Origin of the sequence: Quyinboa ferrireducens (assembly GCF_042436675.1) — a bacterium.
Classification (GTDB): Bacteria; Bacteroidota; Bacteroidia; order Bacteroidales; family UBA5342; genus JBHJHP01.
Window position 1 is genome coordinate 466,051 of record NZ_JBHMVA010000002.1, and the last position, 20,951, is coordinate 487,001.

The window sequence follows — 20,951 nt, forward strand, 5'->3', positions numbered from 1 at the left end:
ATTAACAAATATTATCAGTTTTATCTGTGTTGATTGATTAAATACTTAATATTAAGTTAATTGTAATTAACAATTTTTCTGTAAAAACTTTGTTGATAATTACGGTTCAATATTCTTCTGTTGCGTTTTATTCGTTATTAACTTGCAGACTGTCTCTTCTAAAAATTGAAGTATAATAACTAATTGAAAATAAATCTTTAGCAAAAAAAAGAACTGATGGACGTAAAAAATGTTGTTTTAATAAATGACGCTAAACAGCAGGATACTCAAACTTACACATTTGACGAAGCCTTTGAAGCTTCTAAAATCTATTTTAAAGGGGACGAGCTTGCTGCACGCGTATGGGTTAATAAATATGCATTAAAAGATTCACATGGAAAGATCTATGAGAAAACTCCCAACGACATGCATAGAAGGCTGGCATCTGAAATTGCCAGAATAGAACAAAGATATCCGAATCCGTTAAGCGAAACGGATGTGTTTGATCTGATAAAAGAATTTAAATACATTGTTCCACAGGGAAGCCCTATGTCAGGCATCGGCAATCCTTTTCAGATTGCATCATTATCCAACTGTTTTGTGATCGGAAATGAAGATAATGCTGACTCATACGGTGGTATTATGAAGATTGATCAGGAACAGGTGCAACTTATGAAAAGACGTGGTGGTGTAGGTCACGATCTTTCTCATATACGTCCAAAAGGTTCGCCTGTTAAAAACTCTGCTTTAACTTCTACCGGTTTGGTTCCGTTTATGGAACGCTTTTCTAATTCAACCAGGGAAGTAGCCCAGGATGGCAGACGTGGTGCTTTGATGTTGAGTGTGTCTATCCAACATCCGGATGCTGAAGATTTTATTGATGCCAAAATGGAACAGGGGAAAGTGACAGGCGCCAATGTGTCCGTAAAAATTGATGATGCTTTTATGCAGTCCGTTGAAAATGGCAATCCCTATAAACAACAATATCCGATTGCAACAAATAATCCAACAGTAACCAAGGAAATTGATTCCCAGAAACTATGGAAAAAGATTGTTCATAACGCATGGAAATCTGCAGAACCGGGAATATTGTTTTGGGATAATGTGATTAATGAGTCTGTACCGGATTGTTATGCCGATTTAGGTTACAGAACTGTTTCCACCAATCCATGTGGCGAGATTCCGTTGTGCCCTTACGACAGTTGTCGTCTGCTGGCCATCAACCTGTTTTCTTATGTTGAAAATCCATTCACACCAAATGCAACATTTAATTTTGGTTTGTTCAAAAAACATGTGGCATATGCTCAGCGTATGATGGATGATATTATTGATCTGGAGATTGAAAAAATCAATAAAATCATTGAAAAAATTGATCTGGATCCTGAATCAGCTGAGGTTAAACGCGTTGAACGCAATTTGTGGGAAAACATACGCAATAAAACATTACAGGGCAGGAGAACCGGTGTTGGCATAACTGCAGAAGGCGATATGCTGGCAGGTTTAGGATACCGCTATGGAACGGAGGAAGCTACAGACTTTTCTGTAAAAGTTCACAGAACCATTGCTGTTGAAGCCTATCGTTCATCAGTTTATCTGGCAAAGGATCGTGGTCAGTTCCCGATATTTGATGCCAAACGTGAAAAAAATAATCCGTTCATTAACAGGTTAGCTGATGCTGATCCAACTCTGCTGGAAGAGATGCAGCAATACGGACGTCGTAATATCGCTTGTCTTACCATTGCTCCAACCGGAACAACCAGCCTCATGACTCAGACAACATCAGGCATTGAACCGGTATTCCTGCCGTATTATACCCGTCGCAGAAAGGTTAATCCGAATGATCCCGGTATTAAAGTGGACTTTGTGGATGAGGTGGGAGATTCATGGGAAGAATTTTCTGTATACCATCATAAATTCCTCGACTGGATGAAGGTGAACGGGTATGACACTTCAAAAAAGTACAGCAACGAAGAACTGGATGAGATTGTTGCTAAATCACCTTACTACAAGGCAACTTCAAATGATGTGGATTGGGTTCAGAAAGTGAAAATGCAGGGAAGAATACAGAAGTGGGTGGATCATTCCATAAGTGTAACCATCAATCTGCCTGAAGACGTGAAAGAGGAACTTGTTGGTGAATTGTACATTGAAGCCTGGAAATCAGGCTGTAAGGGTGTGACAGTTTACAGAGATGGATCACGTTCAGGTGTTTTGGTATCAGATAAAGATAAAAAAGATGCCACTGTCGCCGGCGAAGATTCAGTACGGGTGATTGAAGAACGTCCGAAAGAACTGGAAACTGATGTGGTTCGTTTTCAGAATAACAAGGAAAAATGGATTGCTTTCGTTGGTTTATTGGACGGAAGACCCTATGAAATTTTTACCGGTCTTGCAGATGACGAAGACGGAATTTTGCTACCCAAATGGGTTACAAAAGGTAAAATTATTAAGAATGTGGATGAAGAAGGTCATAAGCGTTACGACTTTCAGTACGTTCATCGTCGTGGCTTTAAAATAACCATCGAGGGACTGAGTTGCAAATTTGACCCTGAATTCTGGAACTATGCAAAATTAATTTCAGGAGTATTGCGTTATGGTATGCCTATAAATCTGGCAGCCAAACTTATACAGGGACTGGATCTGGATAGTGAATCCATCAATACATGGAAAAACGGTGTTGAACGTGCCCTTAAGAAATATATTCCTGACGGGACCAAAGCTCACGGGAAACATTGCCAGAACTGTAACAGTGATTCTTTGATCTATCAGGAGGGGTGTCTGATCTGTACTTCCTGTGGAAATTCTAAATGTGGTTGATCAACTGAGATACAGATATTTACAAGGCACTTCAATTTTGAGGTGCCTTTTTTATAAACTTTTTGGATTGTCCATAGGTTTTTCTTTAAATTTGAAGTTATAAAACAGGGGACGACAACATGCTATATCACTTTTTAATTTTATCCGGAGAAAGAGAGGATTTTGTTCGTGAAATTCTCATCAATAGCGATGCTACATTTCTTGATTTACATGAAGCTATTCAGGAAAGTGTAGGTTATGATACCAGCCAGATTGCATCGTTTTTTGTGTCAGATGATGAGTGGGACAAAGGACAGGAGATCACCCTCATTAAAATGGACAGACGTAGCGGTGATGAGGAACTGATTATGCAGGATGTAAAACTTCAGGATATATTAATGAACAAAAAGGACAGACTGATTTACCAGTTTGATTTTTTCTCAAACCGTGGTTTCTTTATTGAATTACTTTCAATAAGCGAAAATAGAACCATTGCCCAACCTGCTCTGATAAAGTCGGAGGGTGAGCCTCCTGAGCAGATTCTTTTGGATGATATTGGTTTGGATGAAGTATCATCCTTACTTGGTCTGACAGAGGAAGACGATGAGTTTGACGATGAATTTAACGATATCCGTTTCGAAGATCTCGACTCTGATTCCTATGAAGAATATTTTTAGTTGATGCCCGATAAAAACCTTATCATCCTTACCGGCCCAACTGCTGTTGGAAAAACAGGTGTGAGTATTGAATTAGCCAAACATTTTGGCTGTGATGTAATTTCTGCCGATTCAAGGCAGTTTTACAAATACATGACAATCGGAACGGCGTCACCAACTGCGGCAGAACTTCAAAAGGCAAAGCATCATTTTGTACAGTTTCTTGAACCGGAACAGTATTACAATGCCAGTACATATGAACACGATGTTCTGGCTTTACTGGATGATCTGTACAAAACAACTGACATGGCGATTTTATGTGGCGGCAGCATGTTATATGTAGATGCAGTAACTAAAGGCATTGACCTGATGCCGGATGTTGATCCTGAAATACGCAAAACACTGTATGCGGCTCACGAACGTGGCGAGATGGAAGGCTTACGTATGCAGCTAAAAAAATTGGATCCAGTGTACTATAAAGAAGCAGATCTTAAAAATCCGGTTCGGATTATACATGCGCTGGAAATATGTCTGACTACCGGAAAACCATTTTCAGAGTTCAGAACAAAACAAGTCAAGGACCGGCCGTTCAATATGATAAAAATCGGACTGGATTTGCCACGCAGTGATTTATATAACCGGATCAACCAAAGAGTGCATAAAATGATAGATGATGGCCTGGTGGAAGAGGTAAGATCACTTGAAAAATACAGAAATGAGAATGCCTTGAATACAGTTGGATACAAGGAGATATTTGAATTCTTCGATGAAAAAATTTCCCTTGAACGGGCAGTGGAACTGATTCAGCGGAATTCCAGACGATATGCAAAAAAGCAGTTAACCTGGTTTAAGAAGGATGAAGAAATGACATGGTTTTCACCGTACAATATTCACAAAATAACTGAACATATCAGGCAAAAGATATTAAAACATTAAACAGAATGTTTATTGAGTTGTTTTGGTTGTTGTTATAATTTATAAAAATGGGAAACAAAAGGTGTAAATTATCTGATAAAGATTATTCAAAAAAGATTCCTGAAAAGCCAAAATACGAGTGTAAAAAGTGTGGACGGCAGGCTAAAAAGGAGGATAAAGTTTGTAAACCTATGAAAGTTAAGGCAGCTTGATGAACAATTGGCAGGAATGGATCGGTTACCTTGCGTCCGCGTTGGTAGCGCTTAGTCTTTTAATGTCTTCAGTAAAAAAACTTCGCTGGATTAATATGTCCGGTGCATTTGTTTTTACAGTATATGGCGCATTGATTGATTCATGGCCGGTACTATTGATGAACGCTTTTCTGGTAGTGGTTAATATCTGGTACCTGGTGAAACTGAATAACAAAAATCTTCATCTATATCTTAAAAAAGAAGATTGGCATGATCCCTTAGTTCAAAAGTTTATGGATAGGTTTAAAACCGACATAGAACATTATTACCCGTATTTTAATTATAAAAATAATGACTCCGAACTTCGTCTGATATATGATAATTATGAAATTGTAGGTTTTTTAACCGGGAATCTGGTGGATGATAAAATACTGCTGGATACACTGTATATACATAATTCATACAAAGGATACAATTTTGAAGAAAAATTATTTGAATCCAACAGGCTGGTTCAGAAGGCTTACAGTGCCGATGAATACGGATTCAGTCTGATCTCTGAGCCGGCAAAGAATTATCTTAAGCAGTTTAAAATCAGCCCTTAAAAATTATCGCTTCGTATTTAAAAATTTCGGCTCTTCTCCATCCGTCCCAACCTATGCCTGCTTTGTCTCTGGAGCAACGGCCTAAAAATTCTTCCAGTGTCCAGTTATTTTTCGTAGCAACCTGTGGCAGTAAAGTTCCGGCTTTATTATCCTGCCTGATATAAATACCGTGTTTACCAAGCTTTATCTCCTTTATATCATGAACCTTGTCCAGTGGTGTCAACACAGAAATTTCGATTTCCAAATCTGATAATTCATCCCGGTGAACCGGTGAAAACCGGTTATCAGCAGTTGCTGCTGCTACAGACATTTTCTGAACAATTTTGTACAGGGGATAATCCGGGTTGAACCTTCCTATGCAACCGCGAAGTTTGCCGTTGGAATAAATGGATACAAAAGCACCCACAGGGGTCATCATGGCAGATGTTAGATCAACATCTTCGAGCGGATCAATATTATGATTCCCAATGTATTTTTCCAGTGTGCGATGTGCAATGCGTAACAGAGAATTCCGCTCATCGGAGTTGATGTGAAAAACTTCTCTTGGCTTTGTAATACCAATGCTCCAGTAGCCTACAACTCTTGTTTTATCTCCGAAATATACATGATCACCGGAATTTTTATATTCAAATAATTTATAATGAAAATTGCTTTTTTCTGTCATATAGAGCAAAGTCAGAATTGCACTCGAACCGCAAATGGAGGTAACGAGGTTATCATATTGCATGCCCTCAACTTTTTCCTTTGTATTCAGAAATACCTCGGGATCATTACTGATAATTGATTTGGCGATTAATCCATCCGACAGCGTTGCATCGTGATAGGATGGATAATGGCTGAAATCACTGCTAACAATAAACAGATTTTCGCTTTTTAGATAATCCTTTAAAGCATTTGCAATTGATTTGATGATGGATTTATTTTTTGTACCGATAATAATTGGAACAATTTGCAGGTCATCACCGTACAGCATTTGCAAAAACGGCAACTGAACCTCCAGTGTATGTTCATTTTTATGTGCATCCGGGAAGTAAGTTATATTCTCATTTATTTTAAAGAGCTGGTTTGCCAGTTCCTTATTGACTTTTACCTTACCCAAAGGAGTTACATAATCGCCTTTATTATAAATACTTGCTCCGCCAAAATTCATGCTATGACTGCTGCCGATAAGAAAAATATTAACGGGAGTATCAAATTTTTTAAGTGCTTTATAGGCTGATCCGGCCACATGACCCGAAAAGATATAGCCTGCATGTGGTACAATTAGTGCGCGTAATGGCTCTTCTATGTGATATGAGGGGCTTTCTGAAAAGATCGATTCCAAATCCCTTTTCAACTCGCTGGCAGAAGAAGGATAAAATTTACCGGCAACTACAGGTCTCCTGTCGTTTTCCAGAATTTGCAGATTATTTTTTTTAAAATTATACATGGGCTCAAACTTAAGTCATTGTATTGAGTCTGATAAATTTACGCAAAATGCTTCAAACAGAGAAAGTAACATTTATGAAAAGGTGTTAAAAAAATGGGTTTGAAGGAGCGTTGCTTTGTATTATCTTTGCGCCATAATTTTCAGTATTTCAAAGAGGTATGCAGGAAAAAATTTTGATTTTGGATTTTGGTTCACAGTACACGCAGCTGATCGGCCGTAGAATTCGTGAACTCAATGTGTATTGTGAGATTCATCCATATCATAAAGCTCAGGAGCTTATGGATGAAACAGTTAAGGGCGTGGTTCTTTCCGGCAGTCCATATTCGGTAAGGGATGAAAATGCTCCTTTCCCGGATTTAACAAGCATTAAAGGACATTTACCTTTGCTCGGTATTTGTTATGGAGCACAGTATCTGGCCCAGAGTTCCGGTGGTAGTGTTGAAGCCTCTGATTCGCGGGAATACGGAAGGGCAAGATTGTCATTTATTAGTCAGTACTCTGATTTGCTGAAAGATATGACACCGGATACACAGGTCTGGATGTCTCACGGTGATACCATTCAAAGGCTGCCTGAAAACTTTGAGGTCATTGCAAGTACGCATGATGTGGTTAACGCTGCATATCATATTCAGGGAGAGGAAACGTATGCTATTCAGTTTCATCCTGAGGTTTACCATACAACAGAAGGCATAAAGTTGCTTAAAAATTATGTAGTGGATATCTGCGGATGTAAGCAGGACTGGACTCCGGCATCGTTTATTGAAACTACTGTAAATGAGTTGAAAGAAAAACTGGGAGATGATAAAGTAGTTTTGGGCTTATCGGGAGGTGTGGATTCCTCTGTTGCTGCAACGCTTTTGCATAAAGCCATTGGCAAAAATCTGACCTGTATTTTTGTGGATAACGGATTATTGCGCAAAAATGAGTTTCAGGATGTACTGGATACCTATAAAGGCATGGGATTGAATGTGATTGGCGTTGATGCTTCCGCGAAATTCATAGGCGATCTTGCGGGTGTGACTGAACCGGAACAAAAGCGTAAGATTATCGGTCGTGATTTCATTGAGGTATTTGATGATGAAGCGCATAAAATAAAAGATGTAAAATGGCTGGGACAAGGAACAATTTATCCTGATGTGATTGAGTCTGTGTCTGTCAACGGTCCATCGGCTACGATCAAGTCGCATCATAATGTAGGTGGATTACCGGATTTCATGAAGCTGAAAGTAGTGGAGCCGTTGAATCTTCTGTTTAAAGATGAAGTACGCCGGGTAGGTAAAGCACTGGGCATCAAGCAGGAATTGCTGGGACGCCATCCGTTCCCGGGGCCAGGACTTGGAATCCGAATTTTAAGTGATGTAACACCGGAGAAAGTCAGGATACTGCAGGAAGCTGATGCAATTTTTATCAACGGACTGAGGGAGTGGAATTTATATGATGAGGTTTGGCAGGCAGGTGTGATGTTATTGCCGGTACAGTCAGTAGGCGTAATGGGAGATGAACGTACCTACGAAAATGTGGTGTCGCTCCGTGCTGTTTCTTCCACTGATGGGATGACGGCAGACTGGGTACATCTTCCGTACGATTTTCTTGCAAAAGTATCGAACGACATTATCAATAAAGTGCGTGGAATAAACCGGGTGGTTTACGATATCAGTTCCAAACCACCTGCCACAATTGAGTGGGAATAAACATATAAAAATACAGAAGACGCCTTAATTGTTCATATACAGCTAAGGCGTTTTTTTATGCATAATTCACTGGTATTAAGATTATTATATGCATATAATACTGATTTTAAGCCTCTGAGAATTCAGTATTTGCCTATCGACCGAATAAGGGATAGGGTAAAGCGCTGAATTTTAAGAATATTGTTTGTTTGAGTGGGAAGCCCGATTGCTGATTTTAATTTTTTTAATCAATCCTTATTAACAGGATCAAATAAGCTTGGATATAAACAAATAAGATAGATTATTTTACGCCGGTTTATAACTTATTGCATTTATAGGAGTGGAGAACATGTGTAAAATTACAAATCTGACAAAATTACAGATGTGAAATGTAAATTTGAAGTTATTAATGTGAATTTTCGAACAAAATAAGTTACATATGGCATTTATATTTATTTGATCACAAATATAAATTACTATTATTTAAAAAAGTAAACTGCAATGAGATTCTAATATGTAAACATTTAACATTGTTAGGAATTATCCTATTACTTAATATAATTACCATATAATCAGTTATATAATATATTTAATTCAAGTTATAATACCGATTATAATTGATTTATATTAGATCAAAGTTAAACTATTTCTTTTCCAACATAATTCATTACTTATAATACTTATTACCAAATTATTATATAATTTATATAAAGTTATATTAGATATTAATTGAATAAATAACTGTAAATAAACATAATTTTATAGTTGTAAATATTGTTTACAGGCCCCTACTCAAGATATTTAATATCACAAAAGCATTATATAATCCCTTTTATAGAGGTTAATAGTCGTAATCATTGTTAGCTGTTGCAAATAAGAGTAGGAGTTTCCGGCTTTAATACAACCTTTGGCATTTAGTAGTGTATACATTTGTAATATAATAAATATGTAAATAGTGTTTACAATTATAAATTCAATGATTGAATTACAAATGTTACATGTTGTCTTTTGTGAATTGAATGTTAGTAAATAGAATTTTAGATATGTAACTAGTTTTGTAATTTTGAATAGTGTAATATGTAAACATCAAAAACCGGTCTTTTTTACGTGTAAGGTCCGGGTTTAAACTGAATATCGTCAGCATTTAACGTTAATATGAAGGACAGAATAGCGGAATTAATAGAAAAAGAGGGACTTACGCCTTCTAAATTCGCTGATATGATTGAGGTTCAGCGATCAAATATATCTCATATATTGGCTGGCAGGAACAAACCCAGCCTGGATTTCCTCCAGAAGATCATAAATACCTTTCCGGATATTAGTGGAGACTGGCTGCTGTCAGGATCAGGCCCGATGTATAAAAACGAAGCGATTCATCCGGTTCAGACCGATAAAGCAGATAATGGAGTAAACTTGTTTAATACACAGGAACACACCTCTGCCCCTCTGAACAAGCCTTTACGGGAAAATAGAATCGCAATGGAAAAGGATGCATCAAAACGCATCAAAAAAATTGTTGTGATTTATGATGATTTCAGCATGGATGAATTTGTGCTGGATAAGCATTTGGAATAGTCTCTTGTCTTCATTTTTTCTATATTTGCACTTCAAAAATGCAGGGATTTGAAATGAAGAAGCATATACTCGACCTGGAGGTCGTCAGCAATATAAGGCTCAACAAGGAATATGTGGTCATTGATGTAACACACAAGGATACACTACCTGAAATGATGCCGGGACAGTTTGTCCAGATTCTGGTTGAAGATTCACCCAATACCTTTCTCAGACGCCCCATTTCCATTCATGATTATGATCCTGAAACCAATAGTATGAGTCTGCTGATTCAGGAGGTTGGTGATGGTTCACATAAGATGGCTCAATTAAAGCCCGGTGATACCATGAACGCCATATTTCCCTTGGGTAACTGGTTCAGCATGCCGGAAAAGGGCGAAAACGTACTGTTGATTGGCGGTGGTTGCGGTATTGCTCCCTTATTGTACCTTGGACGTGAGATGAATAAAAATGGAATCAGGCCTCAGTTTCTTCTGGGCGCCAGAAAATCGGAAGGTATCTTTCTGATCGATAAATACGAAGCGTTTGGCCAGGTACATATAACCACTGAAGATGGATCTGTGGGTAAGAAGGGGTATGTAGTGCATCATGATGTATTATGGGATGAAAATCAGAAATTTGACAGGATATACACCTGTGGCCCTGATCCGATGATGAAAGTTGTGGCCAAGTATGCACAGAAAAATAATATTTATTGTGAAGCTTCACTTGAAAACCTTATGGCCTGTGGTTTTGGTGTGTGTTTATGCTGTGTGGTTGATACCAGTGAAGGACACAAAACAACATGTGTTGAAGGTCCCATATTCAATGTTAAGGATATAAAAGAATGGCAGATTTAAAGGTAAATATTGGTAACCTGGAACTGGAGAATCCGGTAATGACTGCATCCGGCACCTTCGGATATGGTGAAGAATTTGAGGATTTCATTGATTTAAACGCTCTGGGAGGCTATGTGGTGAAAGGTACTACCCTTGAACACCGTGAAGGTAATAAGTACCCCAGAATGGCTGAAACGGCCTCAGGCATGCTGAATGCGGTAGGTCTTCAGAATAAGGGAGTGGATTATTTTATAAACCATATATATCCGCGTCTGACCAAATATTCGTCTAAACTCTTTGTTAATGTATCCGGATCAAAAGTGGAAGATTATGCCGAAACTTCACGCAGACTGGCTGATCTGGAAAATGTGGCCGGCATTGAGCTGAATATAAGTTGTCCAAATGTGAAAGAAGGTGGTATGACCTTCGGAACATCCTGTCCTTCTGCAGCTGCTGTTACAAAGGTCGTAAGGGCAGTATATCCGAAGCACCTGATGGTGAAACTGTCACCCAATGTGACAGATGTGACGGAAATTGCACGGGTGCTGGAAGCTGAAGGTGCTGATTCATTGTCACTGATCAATACGCTTTTAGCCATGGCAATCGATGCCAAAACCCGTCGACCGAAGCTATCCACGGTTACTGGTGGTTTATCAGGACCGGCGGTAAAACCTGTAGCACTCAGAATGGTCTGGCAGGTTTACAATGCTGTAAAAATTCCCCTGGTTGGGATGGGAGGTATCATGAATGCCACCGATGCCATTGAATTTATGCTGGCCGGATCTTCAGCAATACAGATTGGTACAGCCAATTTTATTGATCCGGCTGTATCGATTAAAGTAAAGGAAGGTATAAATGCCTATCTCGATGAAAACGGCTTTAAATCAGCGACTGAGTTGGTTGGAGCCTTAGAAGTTTAGAAATCAGATTTATAACATATAGGTTAGCCGTAGTGATTTTCGCTACGGCTTTTTTTGTTTTCAAAGCGTACTATGGAGAGGGTTTGATTTCTATGATAAGTGAATTAAATCCAGTAAAATCCTCCTTTTCATTACTTAAACAATCCGTTTAAAATGCCTTTTGAGGCATCTTTCTGAAGTTGTTTGATTGCTGCTTTGGCATCCAGGGATACTGATGGCTTATTGATGCTGCCTTTTATATTTACGGTTACAGGCAGCTGTTTGTTCGGATCACTGATCATTTTTACCAGGTTGGCCACATCCTTACCAAGTTCGTTAGCCGCCACTGTCGTTTTTATATGATAATTCATATCATTCTTAAGCGCATGATCACCCCAGATTTCCATTGGCTTATCATCCACAACAACTTTAAACGGTTTAATGACCACCTTGCCGTTTTCAATCATATAATTGGCTTTAAACGGTCCCGTTTTTAAATCTTTATACTTTGGATTCTGAGTGACACGGGCCAGTTCATCAAGTGCTGCATTGTTTCTTACCAACAGACTTGGAGAGGACAGGTAACCCTGGCTGGCAAGCTTGTCGATGTCAATTTCTCCATTCTCCATAAACGGCGAATAGTAGTTTAAATTTAGAGATATACGCCCTTCGGCATATGTGGCAATGGGAGCAAGTTTCCGGATTGTACTGAATGAAGCCGTGGTCTGAGCCACATCAATATTATCTATAACCATCTGCATATCAGAGAAAACCTTCGTTGTATCTTCTGTATTATATACGCCGGTTAAGGTCACAGAACCATCCAGCATCTGCATGTTCAGGTTGTCAAGAATGGCTTTGCGGTTCACGACCGTAATTTTTCCCGTGGTATTATAAATTTTCAGGTTATCAAATAACATTTTACGAATGTTACTGGTGAATACCAGATCCAGTTTATCCGGAACCAGGAACAACTCACTGGCGCTCGTATCGGTTTCAGCTATGTTATCATCTTCCTGGTCCAGAAATTCGTTGGCATTGATATAATTCGATTTGTGATTGAATTTACCTTTAAGGGTGCCATCACTGAACACATAGTTGATGTAGTTTGAAAATTTACCATCCAGTGTAAAATCACTTTCGCCCATTCTGGCACTGAAGGATTTCAGATCAATCTCTTTGGGAGAAAAGGAGAGGGTGCTTTCGTTGATGGATATGCCCTGCGGTACATCATTGCTTTTAAACCAGAAACCATTTAGGCTCATATAACCTGAAGCATCAAATTTCTGATATTCCTCTTTTTCGATAGCACTCATACACCCCTTGAGACGAATATCTGCATTGATTTTACCTTTGATGTCATAATCTTCCATCGGAATAACGTCCTTCAGGGTAGCCAGATCCACGTTTCCCTTAAAAAATCCATTGATGTTGAGATCCGAAACCGGTGTGGTAAAATTCCATTTTGATTCGATTGGATTACCACCAATGTTGCAGGTAAAGTTATCGACCCTGATCACCATTGCATCGGTACTGGTTTGATCGGGGTGGGTGATCGTTGCGTTGATATTAATGCTGTTTATGGATTTTGGAAGATCAGGATACTGGAACATACCGTCCACCACACTGAATTTAAAATCAAACTCGGGTAGATGATCCATATCTACATAATCGCCTTTGATGTTACCGTTTATGGTGATTTTCCCGTCGGTTTTCATGCCTTCCATCATGCTGGCATAGCTTTCCGGAATCATGCCCAACAGATCGCTCATATCCGTTACAGGTGCATTCAAATGCAAATCAAAAGTATAATTCGGCCCGTTTTCCTTTACATTTCCATCCAGTTCAAGATTTAACACGCCAAGCTTTAGATTATTATCTTTCAATGTGAAAATCATGTGTTGCAAATCGGCGTCAACCTGAGCCTTTAAACTGGAAGGAAAGCCTTTGATTAAGGTTTCGCCTTCCTGTGCATAAAAGATGTTATCTGCGTTGAAATCAATATCCAGTAAGGTTTTAACCTCTGAGAAATCACCGCTTAAATTAAGGTTGATGCCATCTACAACGGCATGCATCTGTTCAGTGGTATCCAGATATGCTATCCGTCCGTTAATGACGGAAAGGTTTTGTAGCTTTACAAGAAAAGGTTCCTCTGTAATGGTATCCTGAGTTGATTTATCCGGCATTTCTTCCACCATTTCTTCCACCATTTCTGCGGAAGAAGCATCCGCAATACCAGTTACATAATTAATTCGTGGTGTATTTAAAACGATGGTTTTAATGTTGAGTTGATTGCCGGTGATGGCACTCCATGTTTCCATGTTCAGCAGCATTTGTTTCATGCTGATCAAAGTATCCGTTTCCTCCTGAACGATGGAAAGGTCATTCAGAGATAATGTCAGATCCGGAAAGTGCTTAAATATGGAAATGTTAACAGAGCTGTAATCCACATCGGCTTCCATCTGTTTACTGATCTCTTTTTTAGCCAGAGATGAAATCTGGTTTTTAAATAAAAACGGTGTGGCAACAATAGCAATGATTAAAATTGTGATGATGATCGCAATGATCCCAAGAACCTTCTTCATATGTTTAAATTATCTTGATTTCAGATTTTCTATCTAAGAGCCTAAAATAATAAAGATTAGCAAATTTGCATAAATCTGTTACACATTATTAACGAAAATCGTAAAAAATAAGTTTATTAATTGTTGGTATAAAAAATCTGTTTTATAGGTTTGCAGTTAAGTAAAATTGTGTATTTTTGCACTCGCAATTCCAAAACGGAAGGCACCATATAAAAGGACTTGTAGCTTAATGGATAGAGCATCTGGCTACGGACCAGAAGGTTGGGGGTTCGAGTCCCTCCAAGTTCACTTAAGACGAATCAGCAGAAATGTTGGTTCGTTTTTTTATGTCTGAAACTGAGGGACGAGAAGTGACTGACGAAGGAAGATAATCCCTATCAAACTAAAAAGTTTAAAGTGATATGTGGGTTTTAACACCCACACCCAGTTGTTTCTTTTGAGGCATCAAAAGAAACCAAAAATGCTTGCTGTAAAGAACCGCAATAACTTACCCAAAACTATAAAACTGTAGGTTTTCGGTCCCGCTAATCCGCACCCTTTACAGCGGCCTACACACAATTAGATTAATCCAATAGTTTTTATATCCAATAATGATCTGTTCTCATCCTTGTTTGCAATGAGGATGCATTTTGTATCGCATTTGTAATGTCCGGTACAATTACTTTCTTTTAGGTAATATACCCCAAAGTATTGGTGCTAATTGAGCATTTTGATACCTAATTATGTTATCTTAGTATAATCTGTAAAATTTAAATCTACCACAATGGATTACACTGATGAAAGTTTATACCTTAACAACTATGGGGAAGATGAGTTGAATTTTCTGAACTTATTGGCTGAAAAGTTTCCTACCGTTCAGGCTGCCTGTACTGAAATCATTAACCTTGAGGCAATCCTTAATCTGCCAAAAGGAACGGAGCACTTTTTAACAGATATTCATGGTGAGTATGAAACATTCAGTCACATATTGAGAAATGCTTCAGGAATGGTGCGTAAAAAGATAAATGACGTGTATAAATACACCATTAGTGAGAAGGAAAAGCGGCAGTTAGCCACGCTTATTTATTATCCTGAGGAGCGGCTGGAACTGATTGTGAAACACCAGGAAGATCTGGATAACTGGTATGCCATTACACTCCGCCGGTTAATAGAAGTTGCCCGCGTTTCTGCGGATAAATATACCCGTTCCAAGGTTCGTAAAGCTATGCCGGCTGATTTTGCCTATATCATAGAGGAATTACTGACGGAACATAATGTGAAAAAGGAAGAATACTTCAACAGTATTATCCGGTCCATCATTGATGTGGACAGGGCGGATTCCTTTATCATTGCTCTTAGTAAGTTCATTCAGCGTCTGTTGATTGATCACCTGCATATAATTGGTGATATTTTCGATCGGGGACCTTATGCCGATAAGGTGATGGATGTGATCCAGAATCATCACGCAGTGGATATTCAGTGGGGAAACCATGATATTGTATGGATGGCTGCAGCTACCGGCATCCAGGCGAGCATTGCTGCGGTAATCAGGATAAGTGCACGCTACAGTAATCTGGATACACTTGAGGATGCATATGGGATCAACCTGGTACCGCTGGCCACATTTGCAATGAAAGTTTACCGAAATGACCCCTGCAAACAATTCATCCCTGTAAATACACCAAAGGAGAATATTGGGTCTACCCATGTTCAGCTTATCAGCAAGATGCATAAAGCCATTGCCATTATTGAAATGAAACTGTCCGGACAGATTATTCAGCGGACACCCGAACTGGGCATGGAAGACAGACTGTTACTGCATAAAATAGATCATGAAAAAGGAACCATTAAATTGGATGGGAAGGAATATGAATTGAACGATAAACTCTTTCCAACCATCGATCCGGAGCATCCCTACGAGTTGAGTGATGAAGAAAAAGAGCTGACACAGAAACTGCGCTTCTCTTTTCTCAACAGTGAAAAGCTCCAACGGCACGTGAAAACACTGTTTACCAAGGGCAGCACCTATATGATCTACAATTCCAATCTGCTGTACCATGGCTGTATTCCTCTGGATGACAAAGCTGACTTTCAAAAGGTAACCCTGCATGGTAAGGAATACAGCGGCAAAGCCTTATGCGATCAGTACGACCGCATCTGCCGCCGGGCTTACTTTAACAGGGAACATCAGGAACTGGTGAGCAAAGACCGCGATTACATGTGGTCACTATGGAGCGGCGCTGCTTCTCCGTTATTCGGTAAAAAGAAAATGGCAACTTTTGAGCGCTATTTTATCGATGACAAGGAAACGCACCATGAAGAAGGCAATCTCTATTATAAACTCAGGGATGATGAAGAGACCTGTAACCGTATTTTAAAAGAGTTTGGCCTTGATCCGGATGTATCACATATCGTCAACGGCCATGTGCCGGTTAAGGTGACTAAAGGAGAGAGTCCTGTAAAAGCCGGAGGAAAACTGTTTGTGATTGACGGAGGCATGTCCAAACCTTACCAGAAAGTGACAGGGATTGCAGGCTATACTTTGATATTCGACTCCTATAATCTCATACTCGCAGAGCACAGGCCCTTTGAATCCAGACGTAAAGCCATAAAAGATGAGATTGATATTGTGTCCACGCGTAATATGATTGAACATGCTATTACAAGGATACGTGTAGGGGACACGGACAATGGCGTACACCTGAAACAACAGATAAGGGATTTACACCGGCTTCTGGATGCCTACCGGAAAGGCGTGGTTAAGGTGAAACAGGTTTAGATATAAGATATAAGATATAAGACATAAGACGTAAGATGTAAGATGTAAGATGTAAGACACAAGATATAAGAAGCAAGACAAATATTTAGGGAAAGTGTATCTCATCCTCGTTTGCAACGAGAATGTTCTGGTTTAAGCATTTGAAATGCAAATAAAATGCTATTCCTGTTCTTCAGGAACTCTTATATACTGCGCAAAGATCAGCGATGTGACAGCAATTCCTGAGCCGACCAGAAACGGTAACCGCCAGTTCCATATCCATAAAGCACCACCAACCACAGGCATAAATACAGCCATAATGTGGTTAATGGTAAACCCGGTTGCCATGGATGGTGCAATATCCTTTGGATCAGCCGTTTTCTGAAAAAATGTTTTAATCCCTATGGAAAATCCGAAAAAGATATGATCCACAATGTAAAGCAGGGCAACGATAATTGGTTCCTCAATAAACGCATACCCAATGAACACAAAAATCAGGCTCATATATTCCATGCTGAGTACTTTGCGTTCGCCAAACTTATTGATCCATTTGCCGATATACGGATTTAACTGCCATGTTATAAGGTTATTTACGGCATAAAGCAATGCAATCTGCTGCACAGAAAAATGGTATTTTTCTACCAGCATAAACAGCGCAAAAACCACGAAGATTTGTCTTCTGGCTCCGCTTAAAAAGTTAAGCAGGTAAAATAACCAGTAGCGTTTCTTTAGAATAATGCGTTTATGCTGTTTTATTTCCGGTTCACGTGCCGGAAACTTAAAGATGGTATAAACAACCAGGATAAGTACAGAGCCCCCCAGAACAACGTAGATCCATTTTAATGGCAGAATATAGGCCAGACCGATTATTGCAGCGCCAATCAGCACATTGGCTATGGACATAATGCTGCGTAATTTGGCCAGCACCAATGGAGCAGTCTTCAGGTTAAAGCTTTGAAGTGTCAGGGACTGATTCACTGTTTCGTAGTAATGAAATCCAACCGACATAATAAAAGTTGTAACTATAAGGCCGGTAAAAGAGGGGAAGAATCCGGTGATCATAACCCCTAATGCAAGCAACAAAACCGAAAGATAGCCAATCTGGTTTTCCTTTAAAAATAGCAATAAAAATACAACAGCAAACGACAGAAAACCGGGAATTTCCCGAACGGCCTGTACAATACCGTTCTGAAACCCGTTGATACCAATAACGTCCACAGCAAAGTTACTGTAAAGCGTGCGCCACCCCTGGAAAGATACTGCGGCGCTGATGACGAGCATCAACAGAAAAAGATACATCGGGTCCTTTCGAACTTCCTTACTGATTGTTACCATGATAGTATTCAAAAAACAATTGCCACCTAAACGGTGGCAATCGGTATATTAAATGTTTAATAACTCGATGGCTTTGTCCAAAGCCTGTTCCAGTCCTTTGGGATTTTTACCACCGGCTGTGGCAAAAAACGGCTGTCCACCACCTCCGCCCTGAATGGATTTAGCGGCTTCCCTGATGATGTTTCCGGCATGCCAGCCTTTCGATTTTACCAGGTCGTCTGATATCATTACAGACAGGTTTGCTTTTCCATCGTTTTCTGTTCCAAGCACACAAACCAGATCCGCGTATTCACCTTTCAACTGGAAGGATAAATCGCGCAATGCACCGGCATCCAGCTTATCTACAACAGATTTGATGATTTTCACGCCATTCTGTTCCACAATCTTATGCTTAAGCTCACCTTTAACAGATTTAAGCGCATCGCCTTTAAATGCTTCCAGCTGTTTTTTAAGATCGTTATTTTCTGCCAGCAGATTCTCCAGTGTTTTTTCCAGATTTGGCGGATTATTCAGTATTTCCTTTGCACTGCTTAGCGTATCAGCCAGGTTATCCACAAATTCATCAGCTTTATCGGCTGTAACAGCCTCAATCCTTCGAACACCGGCAGATATTGAACTTTCGCTTGTAATTTTAAGCAGGCCGATTTCGCCTGTGGCAGACACATGTGTTCCACCACATAATTCAACCGATGAACCAAACTTAATGGCACGGACCACATCGCCGTATTTTTCGCCGAACAGTGCCATAGCACCCATTTCTTTAGCCTTATTAATAGGAATTTCCCTGAATTCTTCCAGTTTGAAATTTTTCCGGATATTCCGGTTCACAATGCGCTCAACCTGCCTGATTTCATCATCGCTTACCTTATGAAAATGCGAAAAGTCAAACCGTAAATAATCCGGGCATACCAGTGAACCTTTCTGTTCCACGTGTTCGCCCAAAACCATCCGCAGTGCCTGGTGGAGCAGGTGAGTAGCCGAATGATTATTGGCAGTCAATTGCCTGTCTTTGCCATTTACTGTGGCTTTAAATCGTGCTTCAATATTTTCGGGAAGCTCCTTTACAATGTGTACAATCAGGTTATTTTCCTTTTTAGTGTCAATAACACTGTATTTTTTACCTTCAGCTTCTATATAGCCCGAATCACCAACCTGTCCACCGCTTTCAGCATAAAACGGCGTGACATTGAACACCAACTGATAAAATGTTTTGTTTTTTGATTTTACCTGACGATAACGGGTGATATAAAGATCAGTCTCCAGGTAATCATATCCGATAAACTCCTCTCTGTCATCTTCTTTAATGATCACCCAGTCATCTGTTTCAATGGCAGCGGCATTACGGGCCCGTTCTTTCTGCTTCTGCATTTCCACATCGAATGCTTTGCGATCAACCACCAGCCCGTTTTCCTTTAATATCAATTCGGTCAGATCCAATGGAAATCCAAATGTATCGTATAATTCAAATGCATTTTTACCCGAAACAACGGTTTCGTTTTTGGCTTTCACTTCTTTTATAACGCTGTCCAGCAGACGAATTCCGGTATCAAGGGTTCTAAGGAACGACTCTTCCTCTTCGTGCATAACATTCGAAATAAGGTCGCTGTTCTTAATCAGTTCAGGATAAGCTTCACCCATCGCCTGATTTAGTACGGTTGTGAGGTTATACATAAACGGTTCCCTGAACCCAAGGAAAGTATACCCGTAACGTACAGCACGACGCAGTATCCGGCGGATAACGTAACCGGCTTTATTATTGGATGGCAGCTGTCCGTCGGCGATTGAAAACGCAATGGTCCTCACATGATCGGCAATCACGCGCATAGCAATATCCTTTTTCGGATCATCACCATACGAGGTATTACACATTGAACCGATGGCTTTGATGATGGACTGGAACACATCAGTATCGTAATTCGACTGTTTGCCTTGCAGTACCATGCAAAGGCGTTCAAATCCCATTCCTGTATCCACGTGTTTTTCTGGTAAAGAAACCAGTTTGCCGCTTGCCATCCGGTTAAACTGAATGAATACAAGGTTCCATATTTCAATCACCTGCGGATGATCCTTGTTGACCAGCTCACGACCACTTATTTTTTTACGTTCTTCGTCGTTTCTTATATCCACATGGATTTCGGAACAAGGTCCGCACGGCCCTGTATCGCCCATTTCCCAGAAATTATCCTTTTTATTACCGTTAATGATCCTGTCTTCAGGGAGATATTGATTCCAGTAACCGGATGCTTCGTTATCGCGTTCCAGGCCGTCTTCCTTATCACCTTCAAAAACGGTGGCATACAACCTGTCCGGGGAAATCTTCATGCGTTCCACCAAAAATTCCCATGCCCACTGAATGGCTTCTTTTTTAAAGTAGTTACCAAACGACCAGTTTCCAAGCATTTCGAACATGGTATGGTGGTAGGTATCGTGACCCACTTCTTCCAGATCGTTATGCTTACCGGATACACGCAAACATTTTTGTGAATTCGCCACTCTTGGAGATTTCGCTTTGGCATGCCCCAGAAATATTTCTTTAAACTGGTTCATGCCCGCATTGGTGAACATCAGTGTTGGGTCGTCTTTTACCACCATCGGGGCAGATGAAACGATAAGATGTTCCTTCTCTTCAAAAAAATCTTTAAAGGCCTGGCGTATCTCTTTGGCTGTCTTCATATGAACGAAAAAACTAATTTAATGTTAAACTAATGAAAATTTTACTATATTTAAGCGCTGAAAGCGTGTTACAACACCTGTTTTTTTCAGCTTT

Annotated in this window: 14 protein-coding genes and 1 tRNA gene; 11 read left to right on the forward strand and 4 right to left on the reverse strand. The window is 39.7% G+C overall.

Features of this window, described 5'->3' with window-relative positions:
• The first annotated feature begins 216 nt into the window (after positions 1 to 216).
• The 5 genes from ACE01N_RS05470 (at position 217) to ACE01N_RS05490 (ending at position 5,139) form a co-directional block, all read left to right on the forward strand.
• Positions 217 to 2,796, forward strand: coding sequence for an adenosylcobalamin-dependent ribonucleoside-diphosphate reductase (locus ACE01N_RS05470; RefSeq protein ID WP_380585614.1), 2,580 nt, complete (start codon positions 217 to 219; stop codon positions 2,794 to 2,796).
• Positions 2,797 to 2,915: 119 nt separating this feature from the next.
• On the forward strand, positions 2,916 to 3,452 hold the full coding sequence (locus tag ACE01N_RS05475) for an IS1096 element passenger TnpR family protein (protein ID WP_375726745.1): 537 nt from the start codon (positions 2,916 to 2,918) through the stop codon (positions 3,450 to 3,452).
• 3 nt (positions 3,453 to 3,455) lie between these two features.
• On the forward strand, positions 3,456 to 4,367 hold the full coding sequence (gene miaA / locus ACE01N_RS05480; protein WP_380585617.1) for a tRNA (adenosine(37)-N6)-dimethylallyltransferase MiaA: 912 nt from the start codon (positions 3,456 to 3,458) through the stop codon (positions 4,365 to 4,367).
• 47 nt (positions 4,368 to 4,414) lie between these two features.
• Positions 4,415 to 4,558, forward strand: a complete 144-nt coding sequence (locus ACE01N_RS05485; RefSeq protein ID WP_380585619.1) for a hypothetical protein — start codon at positions 4,415 to 4,417, stop codon at positions 4,556 to 4,558.
• Positions 4,558 to 5,139 carry a hypothetical protein gene (locus ACE01N_RS05490; RefSeq protein WP_380585621.1) on the forward strand — a complete coding sequence of 194 codons (582 nt, stop codon included), beginning with the start codon at positions 4,558 to 4,560 and terminating at the stop codon, positions 5,137 to 5,139. The genes ACE01N_RS05485 and ACE01N_RS05490 overlap by 1 nt, the downstream gene beginning before the upstream one ends.
• Here the strand turns inward: ACE01N_RS05490 and amrB are convergent.
• Entirely contained in the window at positions 5,129 to 6,568 is a 1,440-nt protein-coding gene (gene amrB / locus ACE01N_RS05495) for an AmmeMemoRadiSam system protein B (RefSeq protein ID WP_380585623.1), read from the reverse strand. The genes ACE01N_RS05490 and amrB overlap by 11 nt on opposite strands.
• A 158-nt stretch (positions 6,569 to 6,726) precedes the next feature.
• Between amrB and guaA the strand changes: the two genes are divergently transcribed.
• The 4 genes from guaA to ACE01N_RS05515 all read left to right on the forward strand — a co-directional run bounded on the left by guaA (position 6,727) and on the right by ACE01N_RS05515 (position 11,548).
• On the forward strand, positions 6,727 to 8,259 hold the full coding sequence (guaA, locus tag ACE01N_RS05500) for a glutamine-hydrolyzing GMP synthase (RefSeq protein WP_380585625.1): 1,533 nt from the start codon (positions 6,727 to 6,729) through the stop codon (positions 8,257 to 8,259).
• A gap of 1,134 nt (positions 8,260 to 9,393) precedes the next feature.
• Positions 9,394 to 9,813: a helix-turn-helix transcriptional regulator gene (locus ACE01N_RS05505; RefSeq protein ID WP_380585627.1), complete on the forward strand. Its 420-nt coding sequence runs from the start codon at positions 9,394 to 9,396 to the stop codon at positions 9,811 to 9,813.
• Between the two features lie 53 nt (positions 9,814 to 9,866).
• Positions 9,867 to 10,649, forward strand: coding sequence for a dihydroorotate dehydrogenase electron transfer subunit (locus ACE01N_RS05510; protein ID WP_375726751.1), 783 nt, complete (start codon positions 9,867 to 9,869; stop codon positions 10,647 to 10,649).
• Complete coding sequence (locus tag ACE01N_RS05515; protein ID WP_380585629.1) at positions 10,637 to 11,548, forward strand: dihydroorotate dehydrogenase; 912 nt, start codon at positions 10,637 to 10,639, stop codon at positions 11,546 to 11,548. The genes ACE01N_RS05510 and ACE01N_RS05515 overlap by 13 nt, the downstream gene beginning before the upstream one ends.
• A 131-nt stretch (positions 11,549 to 11,679) precedes the next feature.
• Here the strand turns inward: ACE01N_RS05515 and ACE01N_RS05520 are convergent, their stop codons facing one another.
• Complete coding sequence (locus tag ACE01N_RS05520; RefSeq protein ID WP_380585631.1) at positions 11,680 to 14,112, reverse strand: DUF748 domain-containing protein; 2,433 nt, start codon at positions 14,110 to 14,112, stop codon at positions 11,680 to 11,682.
• 215 nt (positions 14,113 to 14,327) lie between these two features.
• Here ACE01N_RS05520 and ACE01N_RS05525 point away from each other — a divergent pair.
• Together ACE01N_RS05525 and ACE01N_RS05530 are read left to right on the forward strand one after the other, a co-directional pair.
• A tRNA-Arg gene (locus ACE01N_RS05525) sits at positions 14,328 to 14,400 on the forward strand.
• 475 nt (positions 14,401 to 14,875) lie between these two features.
• Positions 14,876 to 16,870 (forward strand): fructose-1,6-bisphosphatase, encoded by a 1,995-nt coding sequence (locus tag ACE01N_RS05530; RefSeq protein ID WP_380585633.1) that lies wholly within the window; start codon positions 14,876 to 14,878, stop codon positions 16,868 to 16,870.
• Positions 16,871 to 17,029: 159 nt separating this feature from the next.
• Here ACE01N_RS05530 and ACE01N_RS05535 read toward each other — a convergent pair whose 3' ends face one another.
• Positions 17,030 to 18,184 carry an MFS transporter gene (locus tag ACE01N_RS05535; protein ID WP_380585635.1) on the reverse strand — a complete coding sequence of 385 codons (1,155 nt, stop codon included), beginning with the start codon at positions 18,182 to 18,184 and terminating at the stop codon, positions 17,030 to 17,032.
• A 48-nt stretch (positions 18,185 to 18,232) separates the two neighbouring features.
• Complete coding sequence (alaS, locus tag ACE01N_RS05540; protein ID WP_380585637.1) at positions 18,233 to 20,857, reverse strand: alanine--tRNA ligase; 2,625 nt, start codon at positions 20,855 to 20,857, stop codon at positions 18,233 to 18,235.
• Between the last annotated feature and the right edge of the window lie 94 nt (positions 20,858 to 20,951).